This is a genomic window from Streptomyces sp. DT2A-34 (genome assembly GCF_030499515.1).
In the GTDB taxonomy this organism is placed as follows: Bacteria; Actinomycetota; Actinomycetes; order Streptomycetales; family Streptomycetaceae; genus Streptomyces.
This window is the reverse complement of sequence record NZ_JASTWJ010000001.1, coordinates 5044299-5070081: the sequence shown is the minus strand read 5'-3', so window position 1 is coordinate 5070081 and position 25783 is coordinate 5044299. Positions and strand designations below refer to the sequence as shown.

The following is a 25783-nucleotide window of genomic DNA, read 5'->3' as shown; positions in this document are numbered from 1 at the left end:
ATGACCTACCGCGTCTGCTTCGTGTGCACCGGCAACATCTGCCGCTCCCCGATGGCCGAGTCCGTCTTCCGCGCCCGCGTGGCGGAGGCCGGGCTCGACGGCTTGGTCGAGGTCGACAGCGCCGGCACCGGCGGCTGGCACGAGGGCGACCCGGCCGACCCGCGCACCGTCTCCGTCCTCGAGGAGCACGGCTACGAAGGCGGCCACACGGCCCGGCAGTTCCAATCGTCCTGGTTCGCCCGCCTCGACCTCGTCGTCGCGCTCGACTCCGGGCACCTCAAGGCGCTGCGCCGCCTCGCGCCCTCGCCACAGGACGCGGCGAAGGTGCGGTTGCTGCGTTCGTATGACCCCGCCGCGGGCGAGGACCTCGATGTACCCGACCCGTACTACGGGGGCCGGGACGGCTTCGAGGAGTGCCTCGAGATGGTGGAGGCGGCAAGCACAGGCCTCCTGGCGGCGGTCCGCGAGCAGGCGGAGGGGAAGGCAGCATGAGCGGTACGGGTCCTCAGGGGCTGCCTTCCGGGGGCGGAGACGGCACGCGCGCGGTGCGGGCCGGGCTGCCCGAGCCGGTCAAGTACGAGCCGACCCTGCCGGGTCCGGTGTTCGCCGCCCACTACCACCTGCCGGGCGAGCCCACGGGGCCGTACACCTACGGTCGCGACGAGAACCCGACCTGGACCCACCTGGAGCGCGCCATCGGCGAGCTGGAGGCGCCTGGGGAGGACGGTGTCGAGACGCTGGTCTTCGCGTCGGGCATGGCCGCCGCCTCGTCGGTGCTCTTCTCCCAGCTGCGCGCCGGGGACGCGGTCGTCCTGCCCAGCGACGGCTACCAGGCACTGCCCCTGGCACGGGCGCAGCTGGAGGCGTACGGCATCGAGGTGCGCACGGCGCCGACCGGCGGGGACGCACAGCTCGGCGTCCTGGACGGCGCGAAGCTGCTGTGGATCGAGAGCCCGTCGAACCCCGGCCTCGACGTGTGCGACATCCGACGGCTCGTCGAAGCGGCACACGCGCGTGGCGCGCTCGTCGCCGTCGACAACACGCTCGCGACGCCGCTCGGGCAGCGGCCACTGGAGCTCGGCGCCGACTTCTCGGTGGCCAGCGGCACCAAGCAGCTGACGGGGCACGGCGACGTGCTGCTGGGATACGTCACCGGCCGCGACGCCGATGCCATGGCCGCCGTACGGCGCTGGCGCAAGATCGTCGGGGCGATTCCCGGGCCCATGGAGGCCTGGCTGGCGCACCGTTCCCTCGCCACGCTCCAGCTGCGTGTGGAGCGGCAGAACGCCAATGCCCTGGCAGTCGCCGAAGCGCTGCGGAACTGGCCGGAGGAGCTCGGGGTGCGTTATCCGGGGCTGCCCGGCGACACCTCTCACAAGGTCGCCTCGCAGCAGATGCGGGCTTACGGGTGCGTGGTGTCCTTCACGCTGCCCACGCGCGCGCGTGCCGAGCGCTTTCTCGGCGCCCTGCGTCTGGTCGACGACGCGACCAGCTTCGGCGGGGTGCGATCCACGGCGGAGCGGCGGGGACGCTGGGGCGGCGACGCCGTACCGGAGGGCTTCATTCGTATGTCGGTCGGTGCGGAGGATCCCGAGGATCTGGTGGCCGATGTGCTGCGTGCCCTGGACGAATCGGCGGAGTGATCGGGTTCGCCCCTGCGGCCGTCGGTGTCCGGCTACGCAGAACGGACGGTCCGAACCTGCCCCCTCGTGGCTCGGACCGTCCTCGGTTCTGCGCGCGAAGAACCGCGCGAACAAGGCTAGTTGACTCTCTGTCAGTGTCCAATCACAGTAGCGACAGCGACCTATCGACTTATTTATAGTTGGGCCCTGCCCTGGGGGTGGGGAGAAGGGCGGGGAAGGGGAGGATGCGGCATGGATCTGGCCTTGTTGCGCACTTTTGTGACGGTGCACCGGGCCGGCTCCTTCACCCGTGCCGCCGCGCTGCTCGGGCTGTCACAGCCGGCCGTGACCTCGCAGATACGCACCCTGGAACGGCAGTTGGGCCGCCCCCTGTTCCTGCGGCAGGCCCGCGGAGTGACACCGACGACCATCGGAGACGAACTCGCCCACAAGGCGGCACCGCACCTCGACGCCCTGGTGGAGATCGCCGAGACGGGTCTGGACGACGAGTCCTCCTTACGTACCCTGCACCTCGCCGGCCCTCCTGAGTTCACCGCCGAGCGGGCACTGCCCGCCCTCACCGAGCTGACCGGCGACGACGGCCAAGGCTTCGCCCTGCGCACATCTTTCGGAAATGCCGAGGAGACCCTCGAAGGGCTGGCCGCCGGGCATCACGATCTGGCCATCTGTACGGCCCGTCCACGAGGCGCTCTGCTCACGGCGGCTCCGCTCTGCGACGAGGAGCACGTCCTCGTCGCCGCTCCCCGCTGGGCCGAGCGGATCGGTTCGGGGACGCTGCGTCTCAAGGGAGCACACGCGCTGGAGGAGATCCCAGTGGTGGAGGTGCATGAGTCCTTGCCCTTCGTCTCCCGCTACTGGGCTTCGGTCTACGACTCCCGGCCCGCTGCTCCGGGCACCGTGATCGTCCCCGACCTGCGCGCGGTACTCGCCTGCGCGGCCGCGGGGGCAGGGCTTGCGGTGTTGCCCCGCTATCTGTGCGCGGCCGCCCTGGAGCGCGGCGACGTCGTCGCCCTGCACGATCCGCCGGTGCCGCCCCTGCGGACGTACTTCCTGGTGGTCCGCACGGGCACGCTGGCGATGCCGCACGTCGCGCGGGCCCACGAGTGGTTGCTGCAAGCGGCTTCCGACTGGGCCTGAGCAGGGCATTCAGGTCCATCACACCGTGGGCTCGACCGGTGACGTCTTGCGATGTTTCACGTGGAACCAGCCGGGCCACATTTCTCCCATGACCGTCCGACCCGTGGTCAAGCGCACCGCACGCGCCGTTCTCCTGGACGGCGACGATCTGATCCTGATCAAGCGCACCAAGCCTGGTCTGGATCCCTACTGGCTCACTCCCGGTGGTGGGGTCGAGCCGACGGACACGACCGTCGTCGAGGCCCTGCATCGCGAGGTGTACGAGGAGCTCGGCGCCAAGATCATCGACGTGGTGCCCTGCTTCGTCGACACCGTCGAGCACATAGGCGAGGACGGCGGCGCGACCGGTGTGAAGGTGCAGCACTTCTTCGTCTGCCGCCTGGAGTCGATGGACACGTCCTTGCGGCACGGGCCCGAGGTGGACGAGCCCGTCGGCGAGTACGAGATCGTACGGGTGCCGTTCACTCGGGTCGGGATCGCCTCCGTCCATCTCGTACCGCTGTCACTACGGCACTACCTGGACGGGAACATCGAGGGCGTCCGCGCCATGCACGCCCCCGACCTGGGCTGATACCGACGGCCTGCCTCGGCTTCGGCGACGCTCGTCAGTCCCCGGTGGCGACGAGTTCCTCCACCGAGTCATGGCGTATGCGCTCGGACGGAATGCCGATGTCCCTCAGCGCATCCACACCGCTGCGGATCATGCCAGGCGGTCCGGAGACATAGGCGTCGTACTCGGTCCAGGGTCCGTACTCGCGTATGGCATCGGGAAGCTGGAGCAGTCCGTGCCGGTCCACGACGGGGCGGACCTCCAGCCAGGGGTGGGACTGCTGGAGTCGGAGCATCGTGTCGATGTCGTACAGGTCCTGGTTGGTACGGGCGCCGTAGAAGACCTCTACCGGTCGCCGTTCGCCGTGCTCGGCGACGTCCTCGACGAGTGCCTTGATGGGCGCTATGCCGGTGCCTCCGCCCACGCAGAGCAGACCGCTGTCGGTGGTGTGGTCCACGGTCATCGAACCGGTCGGCGGGCCGAGCCGGATGATGTCCCCCGGCCGGGCTCGGTGCACCAGCGCGTTGGAGACCCAGCCCGCGGGCACGGCCTTCACATGGAACGTCAGCAGGCCGTCGGAGCGGGGTGCGGAGGCGAAGGAATAGTGCCGCCAGATCCGCGGCCACCAAGGCGTCTCCAGGCTCGTGTACTGCCCGGCGAGGAAGGGGTAGGGCTGGTCGGGGCGGACCGTGACGACGGCGATGTCCGAGGTCCTGAGGTCGTGCGACACGACCTCCGCGTACCACCAGGCTGGGGCGCGCAGTTCGTCTGCGGCCGCCGCGTCGATCATGACCTGCGAGATCGTCGTGTACGCCCGCACCCAGGCGGCCTCCGTCTCCGCGTCCCAGACGCCGGCGGCGTACTTGTTCAGGGCGCCGATGAGGCACTCGCCGACGGCCGGGTAGTGCTCGGCGCGGGTGCCGTACTTGCGGTGGCCCCGGCCGAGGTTCTGCAGGTACTCGACGAGGACGGGCGTGTTGTCGATGTGCTCGGCTGCGGTGAGCAGCGCCTTGAGCAGCCGGTCGCGCTGAGTGTCCATCGCGGCCGGGAACAGGGAGCGCAGGTCGGGGTGGCGTACGAAGAGCAGCGCGTAGAAGTACGAGGTGACCTTGTCGGCCACGGGAGCGACCTCGGCCATCGTCCGGCGGATCAGGATGGCGTCCGGGGAGGCGGGTTGGGCCGGGGCGGGGCGCTGGGTGGGTACGCGCAGTTGGGGGGAGGGCGGGGATATGGGGCTGGGGCCTGATATCCCCGGGTGGGCGGTGGACGCCTGGGCGGCGGCGGGGGCAGGTGGCGCTTGGCTTGGGGTTGGGGCAGGTGCAGCCGGCGCTTGAGTTCTGGCCGGGGCCGAGGCGGGAGCAGGAGCGGGGGCGGGCCCAGGACTCCAGGTCGGGTCAGCGGAGGCGTTCGACGCCCGGCCGGGTTCGCCGGCGCCGTATCCGGGGCCGGCGGGCGTCCATTCCGGGGCCGGGCGGGAGGCGGGGTCCGGTGTTCCGGGACCGGCGCCGGGGTCTACGGGGGTGGGGATGGGCGCTGCCGGGCCGACCGTCGTGGCAGGCTGTGTGCCGTCCTGGGCCGAGGGGGACGTGTCGTCGCCCGTCGACGTCCTGCCGACCGGGCGCATCGCGGCCAGGCGGCGACCGTCGGCCGTCTCCTGTTCGCTGCCCGGAGTCGTCGCCGGCTGCTTGCGCGGCGTGAACCAGCCGCCCCCGCCGCCGGAAGTGCCGTTGTCGGCCGACGTGGTGGTCGGAGCGTCCATGGTGTGCCTCGCCTCGAACATCTTTCGGTCGGTCTGCGCACTTCCTCGGTCGGAATGTGCCTGCTTCCCCCGCGACGGCTTGCTTTTCCCCGTTCGTTGCCGCGACCAGTACGGCCACATTCAACCCGTATGCATACTCGGTACGGACAAGTAAGGCGAGAGTGTGACATTGGCCGCAGTACTCTCACCGCAGCATCCCACCGCGCGTGGGCGCCCCGGCCGCATACCCGTGAATGCGGGTCTTCGATCTCTCCGTCCCGTTAGGCTGCATTGCCTTGCGCTCGGTCCGCGCCGGGAGTCTGCATCACAGCTCGGACACGAACCGGAGTCGACCCTACCGGCCGATGCCCCGATCACAAGTCCCCCCTGCCTCCCTCACGAATTGGGCGAGGCAGCGAACGACTAATTCCTGCAATTACCGGCTGCTGCGCACCAATTCATAGGCTTCCCACAGATCCATCCCCATGTAGGAGTGGGTCGCGAGTCCGGCCAGATGTCTGTCGGCGTTGACGGCGACGGAGACCGGGACGGCACCGAACAGGTCCTTGTCCGACAGCGAGTCGCCATAAGCGACGCAATCGGCCCGCGTCACCCCGAACTCCTCACAGAGCCGGTCGGCGATGAGGACCTTGGCCGCGGCACTGAGAACTCCGGCCGGGTCGACGGGCTCGGTGAACGGCACAGCTGGAAAGCGGGAGCCGTACGCCGCGTGCGCGCCCCAGCCCGTCAGCCGCTCCACGAAGAAGGAGGGCGAGAGCGATATGACCGCGCAGTAGTCGCCCTGTCCCCTGATCTCCGCCCAGACTTCATGGATCCGGGCCAGCCAAGGAGCGCCCTCGAAAGCGGCCGCCACATGAGCCTCGGTGAGATCCACCCAAAGCTTGTGCACCCGCGCCGCATACTCAGGTGACCCGATCAGCCCTGCCGAGATTTCCCGGTCGAGCGCCACGGTCTCGGCTTCCAGCCCGAGTTGTCGCGAGATCTCGACGGGGGCGGAAGTTCCATGCAGAAGCGTGCCGTCGAGGTCGAAGAGGTGAAGTCTCGCCATGGGCCTTGAGGCTAATGGGATGTGCTGTAGCCCCCTTGCCGGGGACCGTCTTGACCGGAGACCGCCCTGGCCGAAGACTCCCGCACTTGATGATCGCTCGCCTGCTGGACTCCAGCCGTTTCTCCATGTTTCACGTGAAACACCCAGCGTCCATAGGCGCGCTGTGCGTCGGCCCATGACACGGCCAAAAGCTCGTACGTCTCGCTGGAAACGGCTGGACGACCAGGGCAGTCGTCAGACAGCCTGACCTGCGTGCCGACTCCTTCCCTCGCCGCTCTGCCCATCCGCCGTCTGACGCCTCGCGATCTCACCGCCTGCGCCGACTTGTCCGAGGATCGGGGCTGGCCCCGTGAGGAACACAAGTGGGGGTTCCTCCTCACAGCCGGGAAGGGCTACGGCATCGACGACCCCGACGGCGGGCTCGTCAGCGCCTGCGTCGTCACGGAGTACGGGCCGCACGACCGCCTCGACCTGGGCGCCATCGGCATGGTCCTGGTCGCCGAGCGGCATTCCCGCCAGGGAATCGGGCGTCGCCTGATGCGTCACGTCGTCTCCGCGATGGGCACGACACCGCTGACGCTGCATGCGACGCCGAACGGCCAACCGCTCTACGAGGAACTCGGCTTCAAGGTCACCGGCCGGGCGGAGATGCTGTGCGGGCACTTCACGCCCGGCCCCTCGCCGTCGGTCGTCACGCGCGGCGCCACCGCCGCGGACCTCACCGCGATCCTGCGGCTCGACGAGGACGTGTTCGGCGCCGACCGAACGCACATCATCACGCGGCTACCCGCATTCGCCGATCAGCTGCGCGTCGCCGAGGAGAACGGCCGGATCATCGGATACGCGGGGGCCTGGCCCAACATGGCCACGCAGGTCGTGGGCCCACTGATCGCCCGCGACACGGAGACCGCCAAGGCGCTCATCGCCTCCCTCGCCGCTCACACCGACCGCCCGTTGCGCACCGACATCGACGTACGCCACGAGGAGTTGCTGACCTGGGCGAAGGAACGCGGTCTGGCCTCCGTCGCCTTCAACGCGGTCATGACGTACGGCATCTCGGAACTGCCCGGCGACTGGACCCGGCGGTTCGCTCCCCTGACGGTCGCGGCGGGCTGAGACGTTCATGGGCGACGCCGGTCCCGTCGGGGACCGGCGTCTCGTTGTCGGCGTTTACAGTCGACGCCTTCGTAATCGATGCCTTCGTAATCCAGGGCGGCCGAGAGGAGGGCCAGCAGCAGCGCGGCCGCGGCCAGGGCGGCGCCGACCCAGTTGGGGGACGTGTAGCCGAAGCCTGCCGCGATGACGATGCCGCCGAGCCAGGCGGAGAGGGCGTTGCCGAGGTTGAAGGCGCCGATGTTCACCGCCGAGGCCAGCGTCGGGGCACCGTGTGCCTGGTCGAGGACGCGCTTCTGCAGCGGGGGGACGGTGGCGAAGCCCAGGGCGCCGATCAGCGCGATGGTGACGGCCGCGAGGACCTTGTTCTGGGCCGTGAGCGTAAAGAGCGCGAGCACGACGGCGAGGGCGCCCAGGGAGACGTACAGCATGGGCATCAGCGCGCGGTCGGCGTACATACCGCCGACGAGGTTTCCGCCGACCATGCCGAGCCCGAAGAGGACCAGCAGCCAGGTGACAGAGCCGTCGGCGAAGCCGGCGACATGCGTCATCATCGGTGCGATGTAGGTGATGGCCGCGAAGACGCCGCCGAAGCCGAGGACCGTCATCGCCATGGCGAGCAGGACCTGGGCGTTCTTGAATGCGGCCAGTTCGTGGCGCAGGCGTACGCCCTGGGGCTGGGACAGGTCGGGGACGAGCTTGGCGATGCCGACCAGGCCGACGACGCCGAGGGCGGCGACGATGCCGAAGGTGACGCGCCAGCCGGCGGCCTGTCCGACGAACGTGCCCAGCGGGACGCCGACGACGTTGGCGACGGTCAGGCCGGTGAACATCATCGCGATGGCCCCGGCCTTCTTGTCCGGCGCGACCAGGTCTGCCGCGACGACCGAGCCGATACCGAAGAAGGCGCCGTGGGCGAGCGAGGCGACCACACGGCCGATCAGCATGACGCCGAAGGTGGGGGCGAAAGCGGAGAGCAGGTTGCCGGCGCTGAACAGTCCCATCAGCAGCATCAGCATCCGCTTGCGGGAGACCTTGGTGCCGAGCACGGTCATCAGAGGAGCGCCGAGGACCACGCCGAGCGCGTAGCCGGTCACGAGCAGCCCCGCCGTGGGGATGGAGACCCCGAAGTCGCCCGCGACCTCGGGCAGCAAGCCCATGATCACGAACTCGGTCGTTCCGATTCCGAAGGCCCCGATCGCGAGGGCCAGAAGCGCGAGAGGCATGTAGGGGTACACCTTCCCAGAAGATTGCAGGAGCGTTTTACGACTGGAGACAATACTTGCACACGCTCCATACTTGCAAGCGCAGGCTATTTCGCTTCTGCCCTACTCAGGCCTGGAAACCGCTCAGCCCGGAGGAAAAGCCATGACCGCCACGGACCCCGCGCTCACCGCCCTCGCCCAGGGCTGGTGCGCCCTCTCCCTGCTGTACGGCAGGATCGAGGCGCACATCGAGCGCGCTCTGCAGAGCAAGCACGACCTGAGCGTGCGCGAGTACTCCCTGCTCGACGTGCTCGGCCGCCAGCACGACGGCGAAGGCGGGCATCTGCAGATGAAGCAGGTCGCCGACGCCGTCGTCCTCAGCCAGAGCGCCACCACCCGGCTCGTCACCCGCCTCGAGGACCGCGGCCTGCTCTCCCGCTACCTCTGCCCCACCGACCGCCGCGGCATCTACACCGACCTCACCGACGCAGGCCGCAACCTCCTCGAAGAAGCCCGCCCCACCAACGACACAGCCCTGCGCCAAGCCCTCGACGAAGCCGCGAAGAACCCCGAACTCGCCCCACTGGTCCGGGCCGTGGAGACGCTTCCGACCCCCGCGTAGGGTGCGAATATGGGAGATCTTGAAATACGAGCCGCCGTCGCCGATGACATCCCCGCGATCGTCGGCATGCTCGCAGACGATCCACTGGGCGCCCAGCGTGAATCACCGCACGACCTGACGCCTTACCTGGCCGCACTCGACCAGCTCAGCAGCGACCCGAACCAGCACCTGGTCGTCGCGGTCCGTGAGGGCCGAGTCGTCGGCACGCTCCAGCTCACAGTCATTCCGGGTCTGTCCCGCAAAGGCGCGACCCGCTCCATCATCGAAGGTGTACGCATCCACGCCGATGAACGCGGCAGCGGCCTCGGCACACAGCTCATCGAGTGGGCGGTCGCCGAATCCAGGCGCCAGAACTGCCAGTTGGTGCAGCTGACCTCCGACAACACCCGTACGGACGCCCATCGCTTCTATGAGCGGCTCGGCTTCACGGCCTCGCACGTGGGCTTCAAGCTCACGCTGTGACGGCGAAGCGCCTGTTTCACGTGAAACAGGCGCCGTCACCAGGCGGTCAGAACGAGCCGGTCCCCCGCCACCCATCGGGATCCACGCCGCCGGGTACGGCAGCTCCCTCGTCGTACGGCTGACGCGTGAAGACGAACGACCCGAGGTCCAGATGGTCCACGGCGCCATTCGGGCGTCGTACGGCCTTCAGGAGCTCGCCTGCGTAGTAGCCCTCCAAGCCCGTCCATGTGCCGTCACCATTGGCCCGGAACCGGGAACGGCGACCCTTGCCGGACAACGGCTCCAACGACACCAGCCCGTCGGCCGTCAGCCGCAGACCGAAGGCGTGGGTTCCCCAGTACCACTGACCCGCCAACTCCAGTGCCGCTGATTCGACTTCGGGCATCGGACGCCACGGCTCGGGGATGCGTGGCTCGGCCTCGGCGACGATGCGGACGAGGTCGGCGGCAACAGAGAACAGCAGAGGCCCAGAGGTGCAGTTGGCCAGGACGACGACGGCCACATCGTCCTCCACACCGATGGCGAGGCAGGCAAGGAAACCCGGCAGGGAGCCCGTGTGTCCGACCAGAGTCCTGCCGTCCTGGTGCCGGATCTCCAGCCCCAGGCAGTACGCATAGCCACTCGCCACGTCCGCCGCCTCCGGCGGAGCCGCCGGCGTCCTCATCTCACGCAGCGACTCGGCCCTCAGCACACGGTCGTCGCCCTTGGCCAGAAAGGCCGCGAACCTCGCCAAGTCGCCGGTTGTCGACCACAGTTGACCAGCCGGCGCCATCAGGCCGAGGTCCTCGACGGGCTCGGGAAGCATCACGTCGGCCCAGGGATGGACCGCCCAGCCTCCCGCGTGCGGCGCCTGCGGCCGCATACTCGTGCGATTCAGACCCAGGGGTTCGAGCACTTCACGCCGGAGTACGTCCTCCCAGGAAGCCCCCCGAAGCTTCTCGACCAGCGCGCCCAGCAGCGCGTAGCCGGGGTTCGAGTAATGGAATCGACGGCCGGACGGGTGCAGGAGGGGCTGCTCACCCAGCACGTCGGAGAGCTCGGGTCGCAGTGATGCGGGGCTCCGCTCCCACCACGGTCCCGGCGTCTCAGCCGCCAGCCCACTCGTGTGCGCGAGCAGTTCGGCGATGGTGACCTCCCCCACACCTGTCCGCGGCAGATGCTTCTCCAGCGGGTCACCGAGGTCGAGCAGTCCCTCGTCCCGCAGGCGCAGGACGAGAAGCGCCGTGAAGGTCTTGGTGATCGAGCCGATGCGGTACTGCACGTTCTCGTCCGGCGCGTGCCCGTCCACCGAGGTACGCGAGCCGTGCCACACGGTCCGGCCGTCCCGTACGACAGCGGCGACCAGCGAGGGCGCACGCCCTTCGGACTGTGCCACGGCGATGCGGTGCAGCAGCGCCCGCGGGTGGCGGGGAGCAGCTCTTCCTGAGATGTCGTCATGCCCCCAGTCCACCCCGGTGGACTCTCGGGAGTCGAGCGCATATCCCTGAGTGAGGGGGATCAGGTCTGCGCCATGTCCACGAACCGCGAGTAGTGGCCCTGGAAGGCCACTGTGATCGTCGCCGTCGGGCCGTTACGGTGCTTGCCCACGATGATGTCCGCCTCACCGGCGCGCGGCGACTCCTTCTCGTAGGCGTCCTCGCGGTGCAGCAGGATCACCATGTCGGCGTCCTGCTCGATGGAGCCGGACTCACGCAGGTCGGACACCATCGGTTTCTTGTCCGTGCGCTGCTCGGGACCACGGTTGAGCTGTGAGAGCGCGATCACCGGGACCTCCAGCTCCTTGGCCAGGAGCTTGAGATTACGGGACATGTCCGAGACCTCCTGCTGACGGCTCTCGGAGCGCTTCGAACCACCGGCCTGCATCAGCTGCAGATAGTCGATGATCACGAGCTTGATGTCATTGCGCTGCTTCAGCCGGCGGCACTTCGCACGGATCTCCATCATCGACAGGTTCGGGGAGTCGTCGATGTAGAGCGGCGCCGCCGAGACCTCGGGCATGCGCCGCGCCAAGCGTGTCCAGTCCTCGTCCGTCATGGTGCCGGAGCGCATGTGGTGCAGGGCCACCCGCGCCTCGGCCGACAGCAGACGCATCGCGATCTCGTTGCGCCCCATTTCCAGGGAGAAGATGACGCTCGCCAGGTTGTGCTTGATCGACGCCGCCCGCGCGAAGTCCAGCGCCAGCGTGGACTTACCCATGGCAGGACGTGCCGCGATGACGATCATCTGGCCCGGGTGCAGACCGTTGGTGAGTGAGTCGAGGTCCGTGAACCCGGTGGGCACACCCGTCATCTCGCCGCTGCGCGAGCCGATCGCCTCGATCTCGTCGAGCGCGCCCTCCATGATGTCGCCGAGCGGCAGATAGTCCTCGCTGGTGCGCTGCTCGGTGACCGCGTAGATCTCGGCCTGGGCGCGGTTGACGATCTCGTCGACGTCGTCGTCGGCCGCGTATCCCATCTGCGTGATGCGGGTGCCGGCCTCGACCAGGCGGCGCAGGACGGCGCGCTCATGGACGATCTCCGCGTAGTACTCCGCGTTCGCCGCCGTCGGCACCGTCTGGACGAGCGTATGGAGATACGACGCGCCGCCGACCTTGTTGATCTCGCCGCGCTTGGTGAGCTCAGCGGCGATCGTGATGGGGTCGGCCGGCTCGCCCTTGGCGTAGACGTCGAGGATCGCCTGGAAGATCGTCTCGTGCGCGGGCTTATAGAAGTCGTGGCCCTTGAGGACCTCGACGACATCGGCGATGGCGTCCTTGGACAGAAGCATGCCGCCGAGGACGGACTGCTCGGCGTCGAGATCCTGCGGCGGAACCCGCTCGAAGGCCGAACCACCGCCGTCCCACTCGCCATCGTCCCGGCCGCGATCATGCTGCTCGCCGCGTCCCCGGCCACCATCACCGCGTCGGCGGGAGGCAGGTAGACGATCACTGGGACCGCTGTCGGCCCACGGGTCGTCCAAGGGCTCGGAAATGCTCAACCGAGCCACCTCCTCCCGTCCGCCGAGCGGACCTCGCCGTGCCCCTCAGTTCTACGGCACGCCACTGACAAATAAGAGGCCCAACTCCGGTTCTGGCTCGCCGGTTTTGTGAGGGTTTCACGGTCGGCGGACGGAGTGGGCGCCGGACCACGGTAGGCCCGCGGGCACCGTCAGCCAATCTGGTTATCCACAGGCCATGTGGACGACGGCCCGGATGCTGTGGAGAACTCCGCAAAACCTGTGCACGAGGCGGTGGACAGCCCTGTGAACAAGCTCCGCAAGAATTCCGCACACCTACCCTGACCTGCAAATTCACCGTCCACCGGCTGTGCAGAAGAAAAACTTCCCCAGTCGGACCAAGATCGCTTCGAACGGTACACAGAAGCACACACCACGAGACGGTCAGTAAGGGTCAATACTCCATTGCATCTCTTACCTGTGGACGATTAGATTGGTGGCCATGACACAGGCTCCCGCGACTCCTACGGCCACACGGCGAAAGCACGACCGCGAGATCGTCGCACTCGCCGTCCCGGCCTTCGGCGCGCTCGTCGCCGAGCCCCTCTTCGTCATGGCCGACAGTGCGATCGTCGGCCATCTCGGCACCGCACAGCTCGCCGGACTCGGGGTCGCCTCGGCTCTCCTCATGACAGGCGTCAGCGTCTTCGTCTTCCTTGCCTACGCCACCACTGCCGCCGTGGCCCGACGCGTCGGCGCGGGTGACCTCCAGGCCGCCATCCGCCAGGGCATGGACGGCATCTGGCTGGCTCTCCTGCTCGGTGCCGCCGTCATTGCAGTTCTCCTGCCGACCGCACCGTATCTCGTGGAACTCTTCGGCGCCTCGGACACAGCAGCCCCCTACGCCACCACCTATCTGCGGATCTCGGCACTCGGCATACCGGCCATGCTCGTCGTACTCGCTGCCACCGGCGTCCTACGCGGACTGCAGGACACCAAGACACCGCTCTACGTCGCCGTCGCGGGCTTCGTCGCCAACGCCGCCCTCAACGCGGGCCTCGTCTACGGCGCCGACCTCGGCATCGCGGGCTCCGCCTGGGGCACCGTCATCGCCCAGTGCGGCATGGCCGCGGCCTATCTCGTGGTCGTCGTCCGCGGGGCACGCAAGCACGATGCTTCCCTGCGCCCCGACGCGGCCGGGATAAGGGCCTCCGCACAGGCCGGAGTGCCCCTGTTGGTCCGCACCCTCTCGCTGCGGGCGATTCTGATGATCGCCACAGCTGTCGCAGCCCGCCTCGGGGACGCCGACATCGCGGCGCACCAGATCGTCCTGTCGCTGTGGAGCCTGCTCGCTTTCGCACTGGACGCCATCGCCATTGCCGGGCAAGCCATCATCGGGCGGTATCTCGGTGCCGACGACACCGAGGGCGCCCGGGCCGCCTGCCGCCGCATGGTGGAGTGGGGCATCGCAGCCGGCGTCGTACTCGGGCTGCTCGTGGTGCTCGCCCGACCACTCTTCCTGCCGCTGTTCACCAGTGACACGGTCGTCAAGGAAACGGCGCTTCCCGCCCTGCTCATGGTGGCGCTCTCCCAACCGATCTGCGGCGTCGTCTTCATCCTGGACGGTGTCCTGATGGGGGCAGGCGACGGTCCCTACCTAGCATGGGCCATGGTGCTCACCCTGGCGGTGTTCACCCCAGTGGCCCTGCTCGTCCCCGCGTTCGGCGGCGGCCTCACCACAGTCTGGGCGGCCATGACGCTCATGATGACGGTGCGCATGCTGACGCTCTGGGCGCGCACGCGTTCGGGCCGCTGGATCGTCACCGGCGCGACGCGCTGAATGTTTCACGTGAAACACGCTGTTTCACGTGAAACGGGCCGGATCCGCTCTCTGTACAGCGAAGGGGCCGCACCCCACTGGGTACGGCCCCTTCATTCAGCTGTTCAAGCCGAGCGCAGCGATCAGGCCGCGACGACCTCGATGTTGACCTTGGCGGCAACCTCGGGGTGCAGACGCACGGACGTCTCGTGGGCGCCCAGGGTCTTGATCGGCGCACCGAGCTCGATGCGGCGCTTGTCGACCTCGGGGCCACCGGCAGCCTTGATCGCCGAGGCGACGTCGGCCGGGGTGACGGAACCGAAGAGACGGCCGGCCTCGCCGGAACGGACAGCCAGACGGACCTTGACCGCCTCGAGCTGGCCCTTGACCTGGTTGGCCTGCTCGATGGTCTGGATCTCGTGGATCTTGCGAGCGCGACGGATCTGCTCGACGTCCTTCTCGCCGCCCTTGGTCCAGCGGATAGCGAACTTCCGCGGGATCAGGTAGTTGCGAGCGTAACCGTCCTTGACGTCGACGACGTCGCCCGCGGCACCGAGGCCGGAGACCTCGTGGGTGAGGATGATCTTCATGTGTCGGTCGCCCTTCCCTTATCGCGCGGTGGAGGTGTAGGGCAGCAGCGCCATCTCACGGCTGTTCTTCACGGCCGTGGCGACGTCACGCTGGTGCTGCGTGCAGTTGCCGGTCACGCGGCGGGCACGGATCTTGCCGCGGTCGGAAATGAACTTCCGCAGCATGTTCGTGTCCTTGTAGTCCACGTACGTGACCTTGTCCTTGCAGAAAGCGCAGACCTTCTTCTTCGGCTTGCGCACAGGCGGCTTCGCCATGGTGTATCTCCTGTGTGATCAAGAAGTTTGGGTACGACCCGCCCCTCGGCCCAAGGCCTAGAAAGGGGGCTCGTCCGAGTAGCCGCCGCCGCTGCCGCTGCCGCCGGAGTTTCCACCCCAGCCGCCGCCACCGCCACCGCCCTGCTGGCCACCGGCGGGAGCACTGGTCGCCCACGGGTCGTCAGCGGGAGCGCCGCCGCCCTGCTGACCGCCGCCGGGGCCACCGCCCCAGCCGCCGCCACCCTGGCCGCCACCGCCACCGCCGCCATAACCACCCTGGCCACCGCGGCCGGCGGTCTTGGTGACCTTGGCCGTGGCATTGCGCAGGCTGGCGCCGACTTCCTCGACGTCCAGCTCGTAGACCGTGCGCTTGACGCCCTCACGGTCCTCGTAGGACCGCTGCTTCAGCCGACCCTGCACGATGACGCGCATGCCTCGCTGGAGCGACTCTGCGACGTTCTCCGCCGCCTGACGCCAGACCGAGCAGGTCAGGAACAGGCTCTCGCCGTCCTTCCACTCGTTCGTCTGACGGTCGAAGGTCCGGGGCGTGGACGCGACACGGAACTTCGCGACGGCCGCACCGGAAGGGGTGAAGCGCAGCTCGGGGTCATCGACAAGATTGCCGACGACCGTGATGACGGTCTCGCCTGCCATGGGGGAACCTCTCGGCGGGTTTGCTGCTGGCTGCTTGTGCTGCTACTCGAATCCCGAGATGAGCTGAGCGGGAGAGCTCAGTGGGTCTCGGGGCGGAGGACCTTGGTCCGGAGGACCGACTCGTTCAGGTTCATCTGGCGGTCGAGCTCCTTGACGACCGCAGGCTCGGCCTGCAGGTCGATGACCGAGTAGATGCCCTCGGGCTTCTTCTTGATCTCGTACGACAGACGACGACGGCCCCAGGTGTCGACCTTCTCGACCTTTCCGTTGCCCTCACGGACGACGGAGAGGAAGTTCTCGATCAGGGGGGCGACAGCGCGCTCCTCCAGATCGGGGTCGAGGATGACCATCACCTCGTAGTGACGCATGTGGAACCCACCTCCTTTGGACTCAGCGGCCACGGTCGTTCCGTGGCAGGAGGGTTGTGATGCGTACGCAACGGTATCGGCCGCCACTGACAATCGGAGGTGACCTCACGGTTCTCCGAGCTGGCCCGGGCAGACACCGGTGCAGACGGTACACAGTACCTGCACACCGGCGTCCGGTTGAAATCCGGGCGCCGTCACCGACAATCTGTACACATCGGGTGTGTATGGCGCTACGATGCGCCGCCTTTCGCAGGAGGTGCCCTATGGCACAGGCAATGCGACCCAACACCGTCGGAGGCCTTTTCGCCACGGACGGAAAGCCCCACCCTCTCCAGGACACCCTGCTCGCGGTGACCCTGGTGCTGGGCATCACGGCCTTCGTCACGGCGATGTTCCACAACCTGCACCTGCTCAGCTCCTGGACCGGTCTGGTGGGGATCCTCACCGGCGCTTACGGCCAGTGGATCTCGGAGACGACCCGCGAGCGCTTCGGGCTGATCATCGGCCTCGGCGCCGCGGCGGTCGGCTTCTTCCTCGGCATGGCGCACGGCGGCCTCTTCGGGGGGTTCTTCTGACGCCAGGGCATCGTCCTCCGAAGAACCGGCCACGGAGACTGGCCTCCGAACACCGGTAGAACAGCGCATAGAACACCACCGAACGCCTCGGTGGCCCACAGGGCCGGGGCGAAGCTTCCATACGCCCAGTCGGGGCGCTCCCAAGGCGCAGTAGGCTTCGGCGCGAGAGCCGGAGCCCCTGTACCCATGGGGACACACCAGCCCGAGGAGCGCCCCGAATGAGCCTGACCCTGAGGACGATCAGTCGCGAGCAGCATCTGGCATACATCCAGAGCCTGCCGTCGGCGAGCCACATGCAGGTTCCGGCCTGGGCGGACGTCAAGGCGGAGTGGCGCTCGGAGAGCCTCGGCTGGTTCGACAAGAGCGGCGAACTCGTGGGCGCGGGCCTCGTCCTCTACCGACAGCTACCCAAGATCAAGCGCTATCTCGCCTATCTTCCCGAGGGCCCGGTCATCAACTGGTTCGCGCCGAATCTGACCGACTGGCTGGAACCGATGCTCGCGCATCTGAAGCACCAGGGCGCCTTCTCCGTGAAGATGGGCCCACCGGTGATCATCCGGCGCTGGGAGGCCACCTCGATCAAGGCGGGCATCCAGAACCCGGATGTGAAGCGGCTGAGGGACATCGAGGCCGACTTCATCGAGCCGCGCGCCTTCGAGGTCGCCGACAAACTGCGCCGTATGGGCTGGCAGCAGGGCGAGGACGGTGGCGCCGGCTTCGGCGACGTCCAGCCGCGCTACGTCTACCAGGTGCCGCTGGCCAACCGGTCCCTCGAAGAGGTCCACAAGAACTTCAACCAGCTGTGGCGCCGCAACATCAAGAAGGCCGAGAAGGCCGGCGTCGAGGTCGTCCAGGGCGGTTACCAGGACCTCGCGGAGTGGCAGCGCCTGTACGAGATCACGGCCGTACGCGACCATTTCCGGCCGCGTCCGCTGTCGTACTTCCAGCGTATGTGGACGGCCCTCAACACCGAGGACCCCAACCGCATGCGGCTGTACTTCGCCCGCCACAACGGTGTGAACCTGTCGGCGGCGACGATGCTGATCGTCGGCGGGCACGTCTGGTACTCCTACGGCGCCTCCGACAACATCGGCCGTGAGGTCCGGCCCTCGAACGCGATGCAGTGGCGGATGCTGCGTGACGCCTACGCGCTCGGCGCGACCGTCTACGACCTGCGCGGCATCTCCGACTCACTGGACGAGACCGACCACCTCTTCGGCCTGATCCAGTTCAAGGTGGGCACGGGCGGGCAGGCCGCCGAGTATCTCGGGGAGTGGGACTTCCCGCTGAACAAGTTGCTCCACAAGGCGCTCGACATCTACATGTCGCGCCGCTGACCTCCCGTTCTCTGCTTCGATACCGTCAACTGCTGCACCGTCGATAGCTTCCATACCTCTGATACACCGCAGCCACGAGAAAGGTTCCAGGTCCGGCCATGGCGCTCACGCTCTACGTCGACACCGCGCGCTGGCGGGCGCACCACAAGCACGTGCAGGAGCAGTTCCCGGGGCTCGTCCCGGTCTGCAAAGGCAACGGCTACGGGTTCGGGCACGAGCGGCTGGCGGAAGAGGCCACGCGTCTGGGTTCCGAGGTCCTCGCCGTCGGCACGACATACGAGGCCGCGCGCATCAAGGACTGGTTCGGCGGCGACCTGCTGGTGCTGACGCCGTACCGGCGCGGCGAGGAGCCGGTGCCGCTGCCCGACCGGGTCATCCGCTCGGTGTCGTCGGTGGACGGCGTGTACGGCCTCGTCGGCGCCCGCGTCGTCATCGAGGTGATGTCCTCGATGAAGCGGCACGGTGTGAGCGAGCGCGACCTGCCGCAGCTGCACGCCGCCATAGAGAACGTCCGGCTCGAGGGTTTCGCCATCCACCTGCCGCTGGACCGCACCGACGGCTCGGACGCCGTCGAGGAGGTCATCGGCTGGATGGACCGTCTGCGTGCCGCGCGGCTGCCACTGCACACGATGTTCGTCAGCCACCTCAAGGCCGAGGAACTCGCCCGCCTGCAGCAGCAGTTCCCGCAGACCCGCTTCCGCGCCCGTATCGGCACCCGGCTGTGGCTGGGGGACCACGAGGCCACCGAGTACCGCGGCGCGGTCCTGGACGTCACGCGCGTCTCCAAGGGCGACCGCTTCGGTTACCGGCAGCAGAAGGCAGCCTCCGACGGCTTCCTGGTGGTCGTGGCGGGCGGTACGTCGCACGGGGTGGGTCTGGAGGCCCCCAAGGCCCTGCACGGCGTCATGCCGCGCGCCAAGGGCGTCGCCCGGGCCGGCCTCGCCACCGTCAACCGGAACCTTTCTCCCTTCGTATGGGGCGGCAAGCAGCGCTGGTTCGCGGAGCCGCCGCACATGCAGGTCTCCATCTTGTTCGTCCCCTCGGACGCTCCCGAGCCGAAGGTCGGCGACGAGTTGGTCGCCCATCTGCGGCACACCACCACGCAGTTCGACCGGCTCGTCGACCGCTGAACGAACGCCGCTGGCACTGAAGCGACCACCGCTCGGCACTCCGAACGGGGAAAGGCCGTACACGGACTCTTCCGTGTACGGCCTTTCGCGTGCCCTGCCTACGCCCTGTTCGCTCAGAGCGAACCGCCGGTCGTCCCCTGCTTGCCCCACTCCACTTGCGGCCCGTCGAAGTGGGCCGCGTGCCGCGGTGGATGTGCTGCGGGGCCGAGCACGAACACGTCGTCCACCCGGTCGAGCACGCCGCCCGAGGGATCGTCGTCACCACCCCGGCGCACCGGGTCCCGTTCCGGCATGAGGATGTCCCGTACGACGACGGCGCACAGGTACAGCGTCCCGAGCAGGTGCACGCCGATGGCCCAGTGGTAGCCGTCGGGCGGCAGTCCCTTGTGGGCGTCCCCGCTGGTCGTGTACGCGAGATATAGCCAGATCCCGAGGAAGTACGCCACCTCGCCCGCCTGCCAGATGAGGAAGTCCCGCCACCTCGGCCGGGCCAGCACGGCCAGGGGCACCAGCCACAGCACGTACTGAGGCGAGTAGACCTTGTTGGTGAGGATGAACGCCGCGATGATCAGGAAGGCCAGCTGGGCGAACCGCGGACGTCGCGGTGCGGTGAGCGTGAGGGCCGCAATGCCGGCGCAGCACAGCAGCATCAGCAGAGTGGCAAGCGTGTTGACGGTCTCCGTACTCAGTGGGTCGGTGGAGTTCTGGGCCATGATCAGCCAGAAGGAGCCGAAGTCGACGCCCCGTTCCTGACTGAACCGATAGAACTGCGACCACCCGTCCCAGGCAAGCAGCATCACCGGAAGGTTCACGACCAGCCAGGCGACGACGGTGCCGCCCAGCGCCTTCCCGAAGTCCCGCCACTTGCCGGCACGCCAGCACAGGACAAACAACGGGCCGAGCAGGAAGACGGGGTAGAGCTTCGCGGCCGTGGCGAGCCCCAGCAGGATGCCGAAAGCAAGGGAGCGGCCGCGCGACCACATCAGCATCGCTGCGGCCGTCAGGGCGACGGCCAGCAGGTCCCAGTTAATGGTCGCGGTCAGCGCGAAGGCGGGCGCGAGGGCGACCAGTAGTCCGTCCCAGGGGCGCCGGGCGTGCGTGCGGGTCACACAGACGGCGATGACGGCCGCGCACACCATCAGCATCCCGGCGTTGACCATCCAGTACCACTGCTCCTGGTCCTGGATGCTGCCGCTGCCCGGCGTGAGCCAGGAGGCGACCTCCATGAACACACCGGTCAGCACCGGGTATTCGAGGTACTGCATGTCGCCGGGGAGCTTGTCGAAGTACGGCACCAGCCCGTCGGCGAAGCCGCGCCCCTGGTAGAGGTGCGGGATGTCCGAGTAGCAGGCATGTGTGTACTGCGAGCTGGCGCCGAAGAACCAGGCGCCGTTGTAGCAGGGTGCCTTCTGGACCAGACCGAGGGCGAACATGCCGATCGCCACGAGAGCGACGATCCGCACGGGAGTCCACCAGGACGTCCCGAGCAGGGCGCGCCGTCCGATGGGGCCACCGATCAGCTCACTCCCGCTCGCGGCGACCTCGTCCTCCTTGGTCGGCCGCACCGGGTCCGGCTCGTGCACGCTCGTGGGCGTCGTCTCTGCACTGGGCATGGGGCACATCCTGCCGTACGCGAACCGAGCACCGAACTGATGCTCGTCCGACCGGCCGCCTGCTGATCACCCACCAGCCAGTCCGCCAGGCCAACCACAGGTTCGTACCGCCAGGTTAGAAAGGGGCCAATAACCACGTGAACTGACACAAAACAATTTCGCGAGACACCCGGAGCGCCAGAACCCCGACATCCCTCATCAGGTACACTTCAAACGATCGTCATAGAGTTACGCGATCTCATAAGTAATGGTGCACCAAGTGCTGGCGGCAGATGAGAACTCGCCTGCATCGGACTTGTTCTATCTTTCCGTAGACCATCGACGCCATGCAGTTTCCACACGCATTGCTCCAGGATCAAAATACCTGCCGAAAACGAGAGACTTGATGAAGTCAAAGATTTCTCGCCGTGCCACCGTGCTAGCAGCTTCAGCACTGGCTGTCGCCAGCTCGCTCGTTCTAAACACTCCTGCTCAGGCGCTTGGCGGCTGCGGCTCTGAGCAGCATAGGGAGTTCGGAACTTCAGGTTACAATACTGACGTATACATCCAGATGTGCGTGACCCGCGAGAGAAGTAACCCCGATAAATTCTGGGCGAGCGCCGAGGGATACTGGATCGACGGTGGCGGAGCCCGGAAGTTCGACAATTTTGACATAAAGGTCCGTCTTGAGCGGAACGACTCGGCCATCCTGACGGCTACGTGTGATTACACTGCGGAAATCAATGGGGCCTCTTCCGGTACGATCCAGTGTAAGACCGGAAGTCACTACACCACTTCGCAAACTGGACTGAGCGGCGACGGTTGGGTGAATTTCGACCTCGACGCTGACGGCCTTGGCGGGGACACCTGGGAACTTACGGGGTCACCACGCTTCTAGTGACTCCGGTCTCCACTCTCCTAAACAGCCCGCCATTCACTTCGGCAGGCCGTTTAGCCTTCAGCTGAGCGGAAACTTCAGGTCCCTATCGCATCACGCGGTGGGGACCTTCTGCCTCCCGACTCAGCACTTCAGGTGTAGATCATAATCTTGCTGGTCGGGGCCGGTGCGGAGATGGCCATGGGCCGGATTGCGGGCCCGTTCTCCCGGGTTGATGCCCGGGTAGGGGGCAGAGCGGTTGGTGCTGGGGCTGCTGTCGGACCTGCCGGGCGCGAAATTGCCGGACGAGACCGGCAACGTGAAGAAGGGCATCCATACCGTCAGGGTCCAAAGCCGGTACACCGACACCGCTGGCCGAATCGAGAACTCCCAGGTCGTCGTCTACGCCGGGCGAGCGAGGACACGCGGCGGTAGACCGGGAGCTGCACATCCCGTGCTCCTGGACGTGCGCCCCCGGAAGGAACGCTCCCGGGCCGCGGGCCTTGGCCAAGACGCCCTCTTCACGACCAAGCCGGAACCGGCCTGGGTGATGATCGAACAGTCCCTTCATGCCGGACACCGCGTCGGCTGGGTCACGGGTGACGAGGCCTACGGCGGCAACGAATACTGCGAACGACTTTGGAGAATCGCGGCATCGGTTACGTCCTCGCGGCGGCCAGTTCGGCCGAAGTGCCCACCGGTGCAGGCACGTTCTGCACCGACGCCCTGGTGAGGAAGGTGCCGATGTGGGCCTTGGCAGAAACCCTCGGCCCGACGCGGAGCAATGGGGCAGGAGTTCTACGACTGGGCCGTCATCGATCTCGCCGCCCCGTCGCCGGGCCGTCACCAGTTGCTCATCCGCCGCAACCGCACCACAGGTGAACCCGCCTGCTAACACTGTCACTCCACCACACCGGCGTCCCTGGTCACTCTGGTCAAGGGGGGCAGGTTCCAGATGGCGGATGGAGGAGACCTTCCCGAGTGAGAAAGGGCTGGCTGGGCTGGATGAGCACCAGGTCCGCCGCTATCCCTCCTGGAGCCGCTGGGTAGCCCTCGCGATGCTGGGCCCGTGCCTTCCTCGCCGTCATCCGCGCCGACGAGCACGCACACCGACCCACACCGGACGAACCGATCCCGCTGACCTGCAACGACAACCAGCGCCTGTTTCATCACTGGCGCCGTCCGACCCGATCACGGCCCGGCGCACCGGCTCCACTGGTCCGCCTGGCGACGCCGCCACCAGGCGGACCACGAGCGAGTCATTACTGACGGCGAGCCCCACCCCAGACATGAAGATCACGATCTACAGCTGGAGCATCGGGACTACTGACCGTTCGCACCTCCGAAGATGCCTCCGTTGCCGTTGGCATTCCCTCCGTTACTATCCGTCTCCGTTTCCGTGGGTGTCGCTGACGAGGTCACGCCGCCGTCCGTGCCACCGTTCTGTCCGCCGTTGGCGGTGTCGCACTGCCAGCTGATCTGGCAGGTCTCACTCGCCGAAGGTGTCGGAGAGACGGCACTCTCACTGGGCGACGCACTCGGCGTCGGGGAAGCCGACTCGCTCGGCTCCGGAGTGAAGGACGGCGTCGGCGACGGCGCGCCCACGGCGTCGGCGATCTCGCCGATCTCCTCGGCCTCCGGGAAGCCGGGGTCGCTCTTGCCCTTGAGCGCGGCCTTCATGTACTCGGTCCACACCTCCGTGGGGACGTCACCACCGTGGATGGAATCCTCGCCGGCCGTGCCGTTCATGGAGAGCAACCTGTGGTCCTTCGGATTCTCCCGGAACATCGCGACCGCGGTCGAGAGCTGCTGGGTGTAGCCGACGAACCAGGCCGACTTGTTCTCGTCGGTGGTACCGGTCTTACCGGCCGCCGTACGGCCCAGGGCCTTGGCGTTCTGGCCTGTACCGTTCTCGATGACGTTCTCGAGGGTGTCCGTGACGTTGTTTGCCACGTTCTCGGGCATCGCCTGAGTGGCCTTCGGCTTGGTGAATCCAGAAAGCGGTTGGCCGTCCTTCTTGACCTCGACGACCGAGTACGGATCGGTGTGCTGACCTGACGCGGCGAACGTCGCGTAGGCGTCCGCCATGCGAATCGCACTGGGAGTCGACGTGCCGAGTGCAAAGGACGGGTTAAGCGTGGCAAAGCTGTCCTTCAGGATGCCGGACTTCTGGGCGACATCCCGCACCTTCGACATCCCGACGTCCCAGCCGAGTTGTACGAACGGCGTGTTGATCGACTGCTCCATCGCCTTGCGCAAGGTGATGTAACCCCAGGCACGAGTGCTCTCATTGCGCTGCAGGAAGACCTGGTCATCCTTGTCCAGGACATAACTGCCGTCCGCGTTCCTGACCTTGAGCTTGTCGTTGCCGTTGTACTTACTCATCGGCGACAGAGCCTCGCCGTTGGTGTCGTACCGGCCGTACTGCATGGCCGCGGCTAGCACGAACGGCTTCCACGTCGAACCGACCGGTACACCTGAGGTGTCAGCATTGTTGGTGAAGTGGTCGTTCTCGTAACCGGCGCCGCCGTAGATAGCGACGATGGCACCGTCATTGGGCTTCACCGACGCCGCACCGAACTGGACGTACTTGTCCAGTTCACGCTTCTCTGGGTCGAGGCGCTCACTCTCGATCTTCTTGACGGCCTTGGTCAGGGCATTGACCTTGTCCTTCTCGAAGGTCGTGGTGATCTGGAAACCGCCCTTGTCGAACTCCGTCTGCGTGATGTCCGAGTGGCTGAGGACGTACTTCTTGGCCGTGTCGACCAGGTAGCTGATCTGGCCGGTCATGCCCTTGGTTGCCTTGAGGCCCTGAGGCGTGGGGTACTTCTTGATGGCCTCCTGGTACTGCGCCTCCGTCAGATGGTCGTCCTTGCGCATCTCGCCGAGGATCCATCCCCAGCGCTCCTGGGAACGCTTTTTGTTAGCCGCAGGAGTCGCCGACCGGTCAAGGTTCGTGTTGCCCTCAGGGTCGTAGTACGTCGGGCCTTTGAGTAGCGCGGCAAGGAAGGCACACTCGCTCGGCGTGAGCTTGACCGCGTCCTTGCCGTAGTAGGTCTGGGCCGCAGCCTGGATACCGTAGGCGCCACGGCCGTAGTACGAAGTGTTCAGGTAGCCCTGGAGGATCTCGTCCTTGGTGAGTTCACCCCCCACCTTGATCGAGATGAACATCTCCTTGAACTTCCGGGAGAGCGTCTGCTCCTGGCTCAGGTAGGTGTTCTTGACGAACTGCTGAGTGATCGTCGAACCGCCCTGCGTGTCACCGCCCCGGGCCATGTTGGCCAGCGCTCGGGCGATGCCCGCGGGGTCGATGCCCGAGTCCTCGTAGAAGGTCTTGTTCTCGGCGGAGATCACCGCGTACCGCATGGCCTTCGGGATCTTGTCGATCGTGATGTTCTGACGGTTCTGGCCGCTACCCGTAGCGACCATCTGAGTGCCGTCTGCCCAGTAGTAGACGTTGTTCTCAGACTTGGCCGCCGCGTCCTCCTTGGGAATGCCGACCATCGCGTACCCGATACCCGCAACGGCCACGAGGCTGCCGAGGAAGCCGATGAACAGGCCGGTGACGAGCCGCCACGACGGCACCCACCGCGCCACTCCGTACTTGCCCGCGCGCGGATAGTCGACGAACCGCCTACTGCCGGGTGGGGCCGCGCGCCCTCTGCCGCGCCCAGGGCCGTTCGGCCCGCCGGGAGCGGCACGGCGGCCGCCTCTGCCCGGTTCGGCCGCTCTGCGGCGGCCGCCTCCACTTCTCTGGGCCGCGCGGCGTGCCTCGGCGCGGCCGCCGTACGGCCGTTCCTCGCCTCCCGAACCGCTGGAACCCGACCCGTACGAGTCGGAAGGAGATCCGGTGGCGCCTCGCGGTGCCGCTCGGCGGCCGGCGGACGAGCCGGGCTGGCCGCGTCGGGCCGCGGCACGTCCGCCTCCCTGCGGCTGCGGCGGTTTGCGACGGTGCTCGCTCATCGAACGACTACTCCTCGGGCAGGCGCACCCCTGCGCGCCTGGCAACGGCGGCTGATTTCCGGTCCCCCCGAAGTACGGATGCGGTCGGTTCCGCATTCACCCGTACTGCACCAAGGACGACGACGCCCTCAGGTGTCACTCGGTTCCCGG

The 25783-nt window shown here is 67.5% G+C and carries 23 protein-coding genes and 1 pseudogene; 13 read left to right on the top strand and 11 right to left on the bottom strand.

What is annotated here, in order from left to right:
* The 4 genes from QQM39_RS22445 (at position 1) to QQM39_RS22430 (ending at position 3351) form a co-directional block, all read left to right on the top strand.
* Complete coding sequence (locus tag QQM39_RS22445; RefSeq protein WP_301999196.1) at positions 1–492, top strand: low molecular weight protein-tyrosine-phosphatase; 492 nt, start codon at positions 1–3, stop codon at positions 490–492.
* Positions 489–1643 (top strand): cystathionine gamma-lyase, encoded by a 1155-nt coding sequence (locus tag QQM39_RS22440; RefSeq protein ID WP_301999194.1) that lies wholly within the window; start codon positions 489–491, stop codon positions 1641–1643. Before QQM39_RS22445 ends, QQM39_RS22440 begins: the two co-directional genes overlap by 4 nt.
* A 231-nt stretch (positions 1644–1874) precedes the next feature.
* Positions 1875–2780, top strand: coding sequence for a LysR family transcriptional regulator (locus QQM39_RS22435; RefSeq protein WP_301999192.1), 906 nt, complete (start codon positions 1875–1877; stop codon positions 2778–2780).
* 88 nt (positions 2781–2868) lie between these two features.
* Positions 2869–3351, top strand: coding sequence for an NUDIX domain-containing protein (locus tag QQM39_RS22430; RefSeq protein WP_062707956.1), 483 nt, complete (start codon positions 2869–2871; stop codon positions 3349–3351).
* A 34-nt stretch (positions 3352–3385) separates the two neighbouring features.
* Here the strand turns inward: QQM39_RS22430 and QQM39_RS22425 are convergent, their stop codons facing one another.
* A complete protein-coding gene (locus QQM39_RS22425; RefSeq protein ID WP_301999188.1) occupies positions 3386–5089 on the bottom strand; it encodes a globin domain-containing protein in 1704 nt (567 codons plus the stop codon).
* A gap of 415 nt (positions 5090–5504) precedes the next feature.
* The gene (locus tag QQM39_RS22420; RefSeq protein ID WP_301999186.1) at positions 5505–6137 is read right to left on the bottom strand and encodes an HAD family phosphatase; all 633 of its coding nucleotides are present in this window, start codon (positions 6135–6137) and stop codon (positions 5505–5507) included.
* 252 nt (positions 6138–6389) lie between these two features.
* On the opposite strand from QQM39_RS22420, the gene QQM39_RS22415 reads away from it, so the two are divergent.
* Complete coding sequence (locus QQM39_RS22415; protein ID WP_301999184.1) at positions 6390–7253, top strand: GNAT family N-acetyltransferase; 864 nt, start codon at positions 6390–6392, stop codon at positions 7251–7253.
* Between the two features lie 5 nt (positions 7254–7258).
* On the opposite strand, the gene QQM39_RS22410 is transcribed toward QQM39_RS22415, so the two are convergent.
* The gene (locus QQM39_RS22410; protein ID WP_301999183.1) at positions 7259–8476 is read right to left on the bottom strand and encodes an MFS transporter; all 1218 of its coding nucleotides are present in this window, start codon (positions 8474–8476) and stop codon (positions 7259–7261) included.
* A gap of 142 nt (positions 8477–8618) precedes the next feature.
* Here QQM39_RS22410 and QQM39_RS22405 point away from each other — a divergent pair, with 142 nt between their 5' ends.
* Positions 8619–9077, top strand: a complete 459-nt coding sequence (locus QQM39_RS22405; protein ID WP_301999182.1) for a MarR family winged helix-turn-helix transcriptional regulator — start codon at positions 8619–8621, stop codon at positions 9075–9077.
* Between the two features lie 9 nt (positions 9078–9086).
* Entirely contained in the window at positions 9087–9539 is a 453-nt protein-coding gene (locus QQM39_RS22400; protein WP_301999180.1) for a GNAT family N-acetyltransferase, read from the top strand.
* 46 nt (positions 9540–9585) lie between these two features.
* On the opposite strand, the pseudogene QQM39_RS22395 reads toward QQM39_RS22400, so the two are convergent.
* Both QQM39_RS22395 and dnaB read right to left on the bottom strand, forming a co-directional pair.
* Positions 9586–10976, bottom strand: a pseudogene (locus QQM39_RS22395) (serine hydrolase domain-containing protein).
* Positions 10977–11036: 60 nt separating this feature from the next.
* Positions 11037–12515, bottom strand: a complete 1479-nt coding sequence (dnaB, locus tag QQM39_RS22390; protein ID WP_301999177.1) for a replicative DNA helicase — start codon at positions 12513–12515, stop codon at positions 11037–11039.
* A gap of 460 nt (positions 12516–12975) precedes the next feature.
* On the opposite strand from dnaB, the gene QQM39_RS22385 reads away from it, so the two are divergent.
* Positions 12976–14313 (top strand): MATE family efflux transporter, encoded by a 1338-nt coding sequence (locus QQM39_RS22385; RefSeq protein ID WP_301999175.1) that lies wholly within the window; start codon positions 12976–12978, stop codon positions 14311–14313.
* Between the two features lie 122 nt (positions 14314–14435).
* Here the strand turns inward: QQM39_RS22385 and rplI are convergent, their stop codons facing one another.
* The 4 genes from rplI to rpsF all read right to left on the bottom strand — a co-directional run bounded on the left by rplI (position 14436) and on the right by rpsF (position 16159).
* Positions 14436–14882 (bottom strand): 50S ribosomal protein L9, encoded by a 447-nt coding sequence (gene rplI / locus QQM39_RS22380; RefSeq protein WP_301999173.1) that lies wholly within the window; start codon positions 14880–14882, stop codon positions 14436–14438.
* A gap of 18 nt (positions 14883–14900) precedes the next feature.
* Positions 14901–15137 (bottom strand): 30S ribosomal protein S18, encoded by a 237-nt coding sequence (rpsR, locus tag QQM39_RS22375; RefSeq protein ID WP_003949403.1) that lies wholly within the window; start codon positions 15135–15137, stop codon positions 14901–14903.
* A gap of 57 nt (positions 15138–15194) precedes the next feature.
* Entirely contained in the window at positions 15195–15791 is a 597-nt protein-coding gene (locus tag QQM39_RS22370; RefSeq protein ID WP_301999171.1) for a single-stranded DNA-binding protein, read from the bottom strand.
* A 77-nt stretch (positions 15792–15868) separates the two neighbouring features.
* Complete coding sequence (rpsF, locus tag QQM39_RS22365) at positions 15869–16159, bottom strand: 30S ribosomal protein S6 (RefSeq protein ID WP_005482942.1); 291 nt, start codon at positions 16157–16159, stop codon at positions 15869–15871.
* 263 nt (positions 16160–16422) lie between these two features.
* Between rpsF and QQM39_RS22360 the strand changes: the two genes are divergently transcribed.
* The 3 genes from QQM39_RS22360 (at position 16423) to QQM39_RS22350 (ending at position 19201) form a co-directional block, all read left to right on the top strand.
* Positions 16423–16734, top strand: a complete 312-nt coding sequence (locus QQM39_RS22360) for a hypothetical protein (RefSeq protein WP_301999169.1) — start codon at positions 16423–16425, stop codon at positions 16732–16734.
* A gap of 218 nt (positions 16735–16952) precedes the next feature.
* On the top strand, positions 16953–18071 hold the full coding sequence (femX, locus tag QQM39_RS22355) for a peptidoglycan bridge formation glycyltransferase FemX (RefSeq protein ID WP_128435528.1): 1119 nt from the start codon (positions 16953–16955) through the stop codon (positions 18069–18071).
* Between the two features lie 98 nt (positions 18072–18169).
* Positions 18170–19201 carry an alanine racemase gene (locus tag QQM39_RS22350; RefSeq protein ID WP_301999165.1) on the top strand — a complete coding sequence of 344 codons (1032 nt, stop codon included), beginning with the start codon at positions 18170–18172 and terminating at the stop codon, positions 19199–19201.
* Between the two features lie 113 nt (positions 19202–19314).
* Here QQM39_RS22350 and QQM39_RS22345 read toward each other — a convergent pair whose 3' ends face one another.
* Positions 19315–20814, bottom strand: coding sequence for a glycosyltransferase family 87 protein (locus QQM39_RS22345; protein WP_301999163.1), 1500 nt, complete (start codon positions 20812–20814; stop codon positions 19315–19317).
* 259 nt (positions 20815–21073) lie between these two features.
* Here QQM39_RS22345 and QQM39_RS22340 point away from each other — a divergent pair, with 259 nt between their 5' ends.
* Together QQM39_RS22340 and QQM39_RS22335 are read left to right on the top strand one after the other, a co-directional pair.
* Positions 21074–21691, top strand: coding sequence for a hypothetical protein (locus tag QQM39_RS22340; protein ID WP_301999162.1), 618 nt, complete (start codon positions 21074–21076; stop codon positions 21689–21691).
* 241 nt (positions 21692–21932) lie between these two features.
* A complete protein-coding gene (locus QQM39_RS22335) occupies positions 21933–22403 on the top strand; it encodes a transposase (RefSeq protein WP_301999160.1) in 471 nt (156 codons plus the stop codon).
* 590 nt (positions 22404–22993) lie between these two features.
* Here the strand turns inward: QQM39_RS22335 and QQM39_RS22330 are convergent.
* On the bottom strand, positions 22994–25633 hold the full coding sequence (locus tag QQM39_RS22330) for a transglycosylase domain-containing protein (protein WP_301999158.1): 2640 nt from the start codon (positions 25631–25633) through the stop codon (positions 22994–22996).
* Between the last annotated feature and the right edge of the window lie 150 nt (positions 25634–25783).

Coding starts and splice junctions, on each gene's coding strand:
- QQM39_RS22405 (WP_301999182.1), top strand. CDS start 8,619: ATGACCGCCACGGACCCCGCGCTCACCGCCCTCGCCCAGGGCTGGTGC.
- QQM39_RS22345 (WP_301999163.1), bottom strand. CDS start 20,814: ATGCCCAGTGCAGAGACGACGCCCACGAGCGTGCACGAGCCGGACCCG.
- QQM39_RS22425 (WP_301999188.1), bottom strand. CDS start 5,089: ATGGACGCTCCGACCACCACGTCGGCCGACAACGGCACTTCCGGCGGC.
- QQM39_RS22445 (WP_301999196.1), top strand. CDS start 1: ATGACCTACCGCGTCTGCTTCGTGTGCACCGGCAACATCTGCCGCTCC.
- QQM39_RS22410 (WP_301999183.1), bottom strand. CDS start 8,476: ATGCCTCTCGCGCTTCTGGCCCTCGCGATCGGGGCCTTCGGAATCGGA.
- QQM39_RS22385 (WP_301999175.1), top strand. CDS start 12,976: ATGACACAGGCTCCCGCGACTCCTACGGCCACACGGCGAAAGCACGAC.
- femX (WP_128435528.1), top strand. CDS start 16,953: ATGAGCCTGACCCTGAGGACGATCAGTCGCGAGCAGCATCTGGCATAC.
- QQM39_RS22330 (WP_301999158.1), bottom strand. CDS start 25,633: ATGAGCGAGCACCGTCGCAAACCGCCGCAGCCGCAGGGAGGCGGACGT.
- QQM39_RS22420 (WP_301999186.1), bottom strand. CDS start 6,137: ATGGCGAGACTTCACCTCTTCGACCTCGACGGCACGCTTCTGCATGGA.
- QQM39_RS22430 (WP_062707956.1), top strand. CDS start 2,869: ATGACCGTCCGACCCGTGGTCAAGCGCACCGCACGCGCCGTTCTCCTG.
- QQM39_RS22350 (WP_301999165.1), top strand. CDS start 18,170: ATGGCGCTCACGCTCTACGTCGACACCGCGCGCTGGCGGGCGCACCAC.
- QQM39_RS22400 (WP_301999180.1), top strand. CDS start 9,087: ATGGGAGATCTTGAAATACGAGCCGCCGTCGCCGATGACATCCCCGCG.
- QQM39_RS22435 (WP_301999192.1), top strand. CDS start 1,875: ATGGATCTGGCCTTGTTGCGCACTTTTGTGACGGTGCACCGGGCCGGC.
- rpsF (WP_005482942.1), bottom strand. CDS start 16,159: ATGCGTCACTACGAGGTGATGGTCATCCTCGACCCCGATCTGGAGGAG.
- rplI (WP_301999173.1), bottom strand. CDS start 14,882: ATGAAGATCATCCTCACCCACGAGGTCTCCGGCCTCGGTGCCGCGGGC.
- QQM39_RS22440 (WP_301999194.1), top strand. CDS start 489: ATGAGCGGTACGGGTCCTCAGGGGCTGCCTTCCGGGGGCGGAGACGGC.
- rpsR (WP_003949403.1), bottom strand. CDS start 15,137: ATGGCGAAGCCGCCTGTGCGCAAGCCGAAGAAGAAGGTCTGCGCTTTC.
- QQM39_RS22360 (WP_301999169.1), top strand. CDS start 16,423: ATGGCACAGGCAATGCGACCCAACACCGTCGGAGGCCTTTTCGCCACG.
- QQM39_RS22370 (WP_301999171.1), bottom strand. CDS start 15,791: ATGGCAGGCGAGACCGTCATCACGGTCGTCGGCAATCTTGTCGATGAC.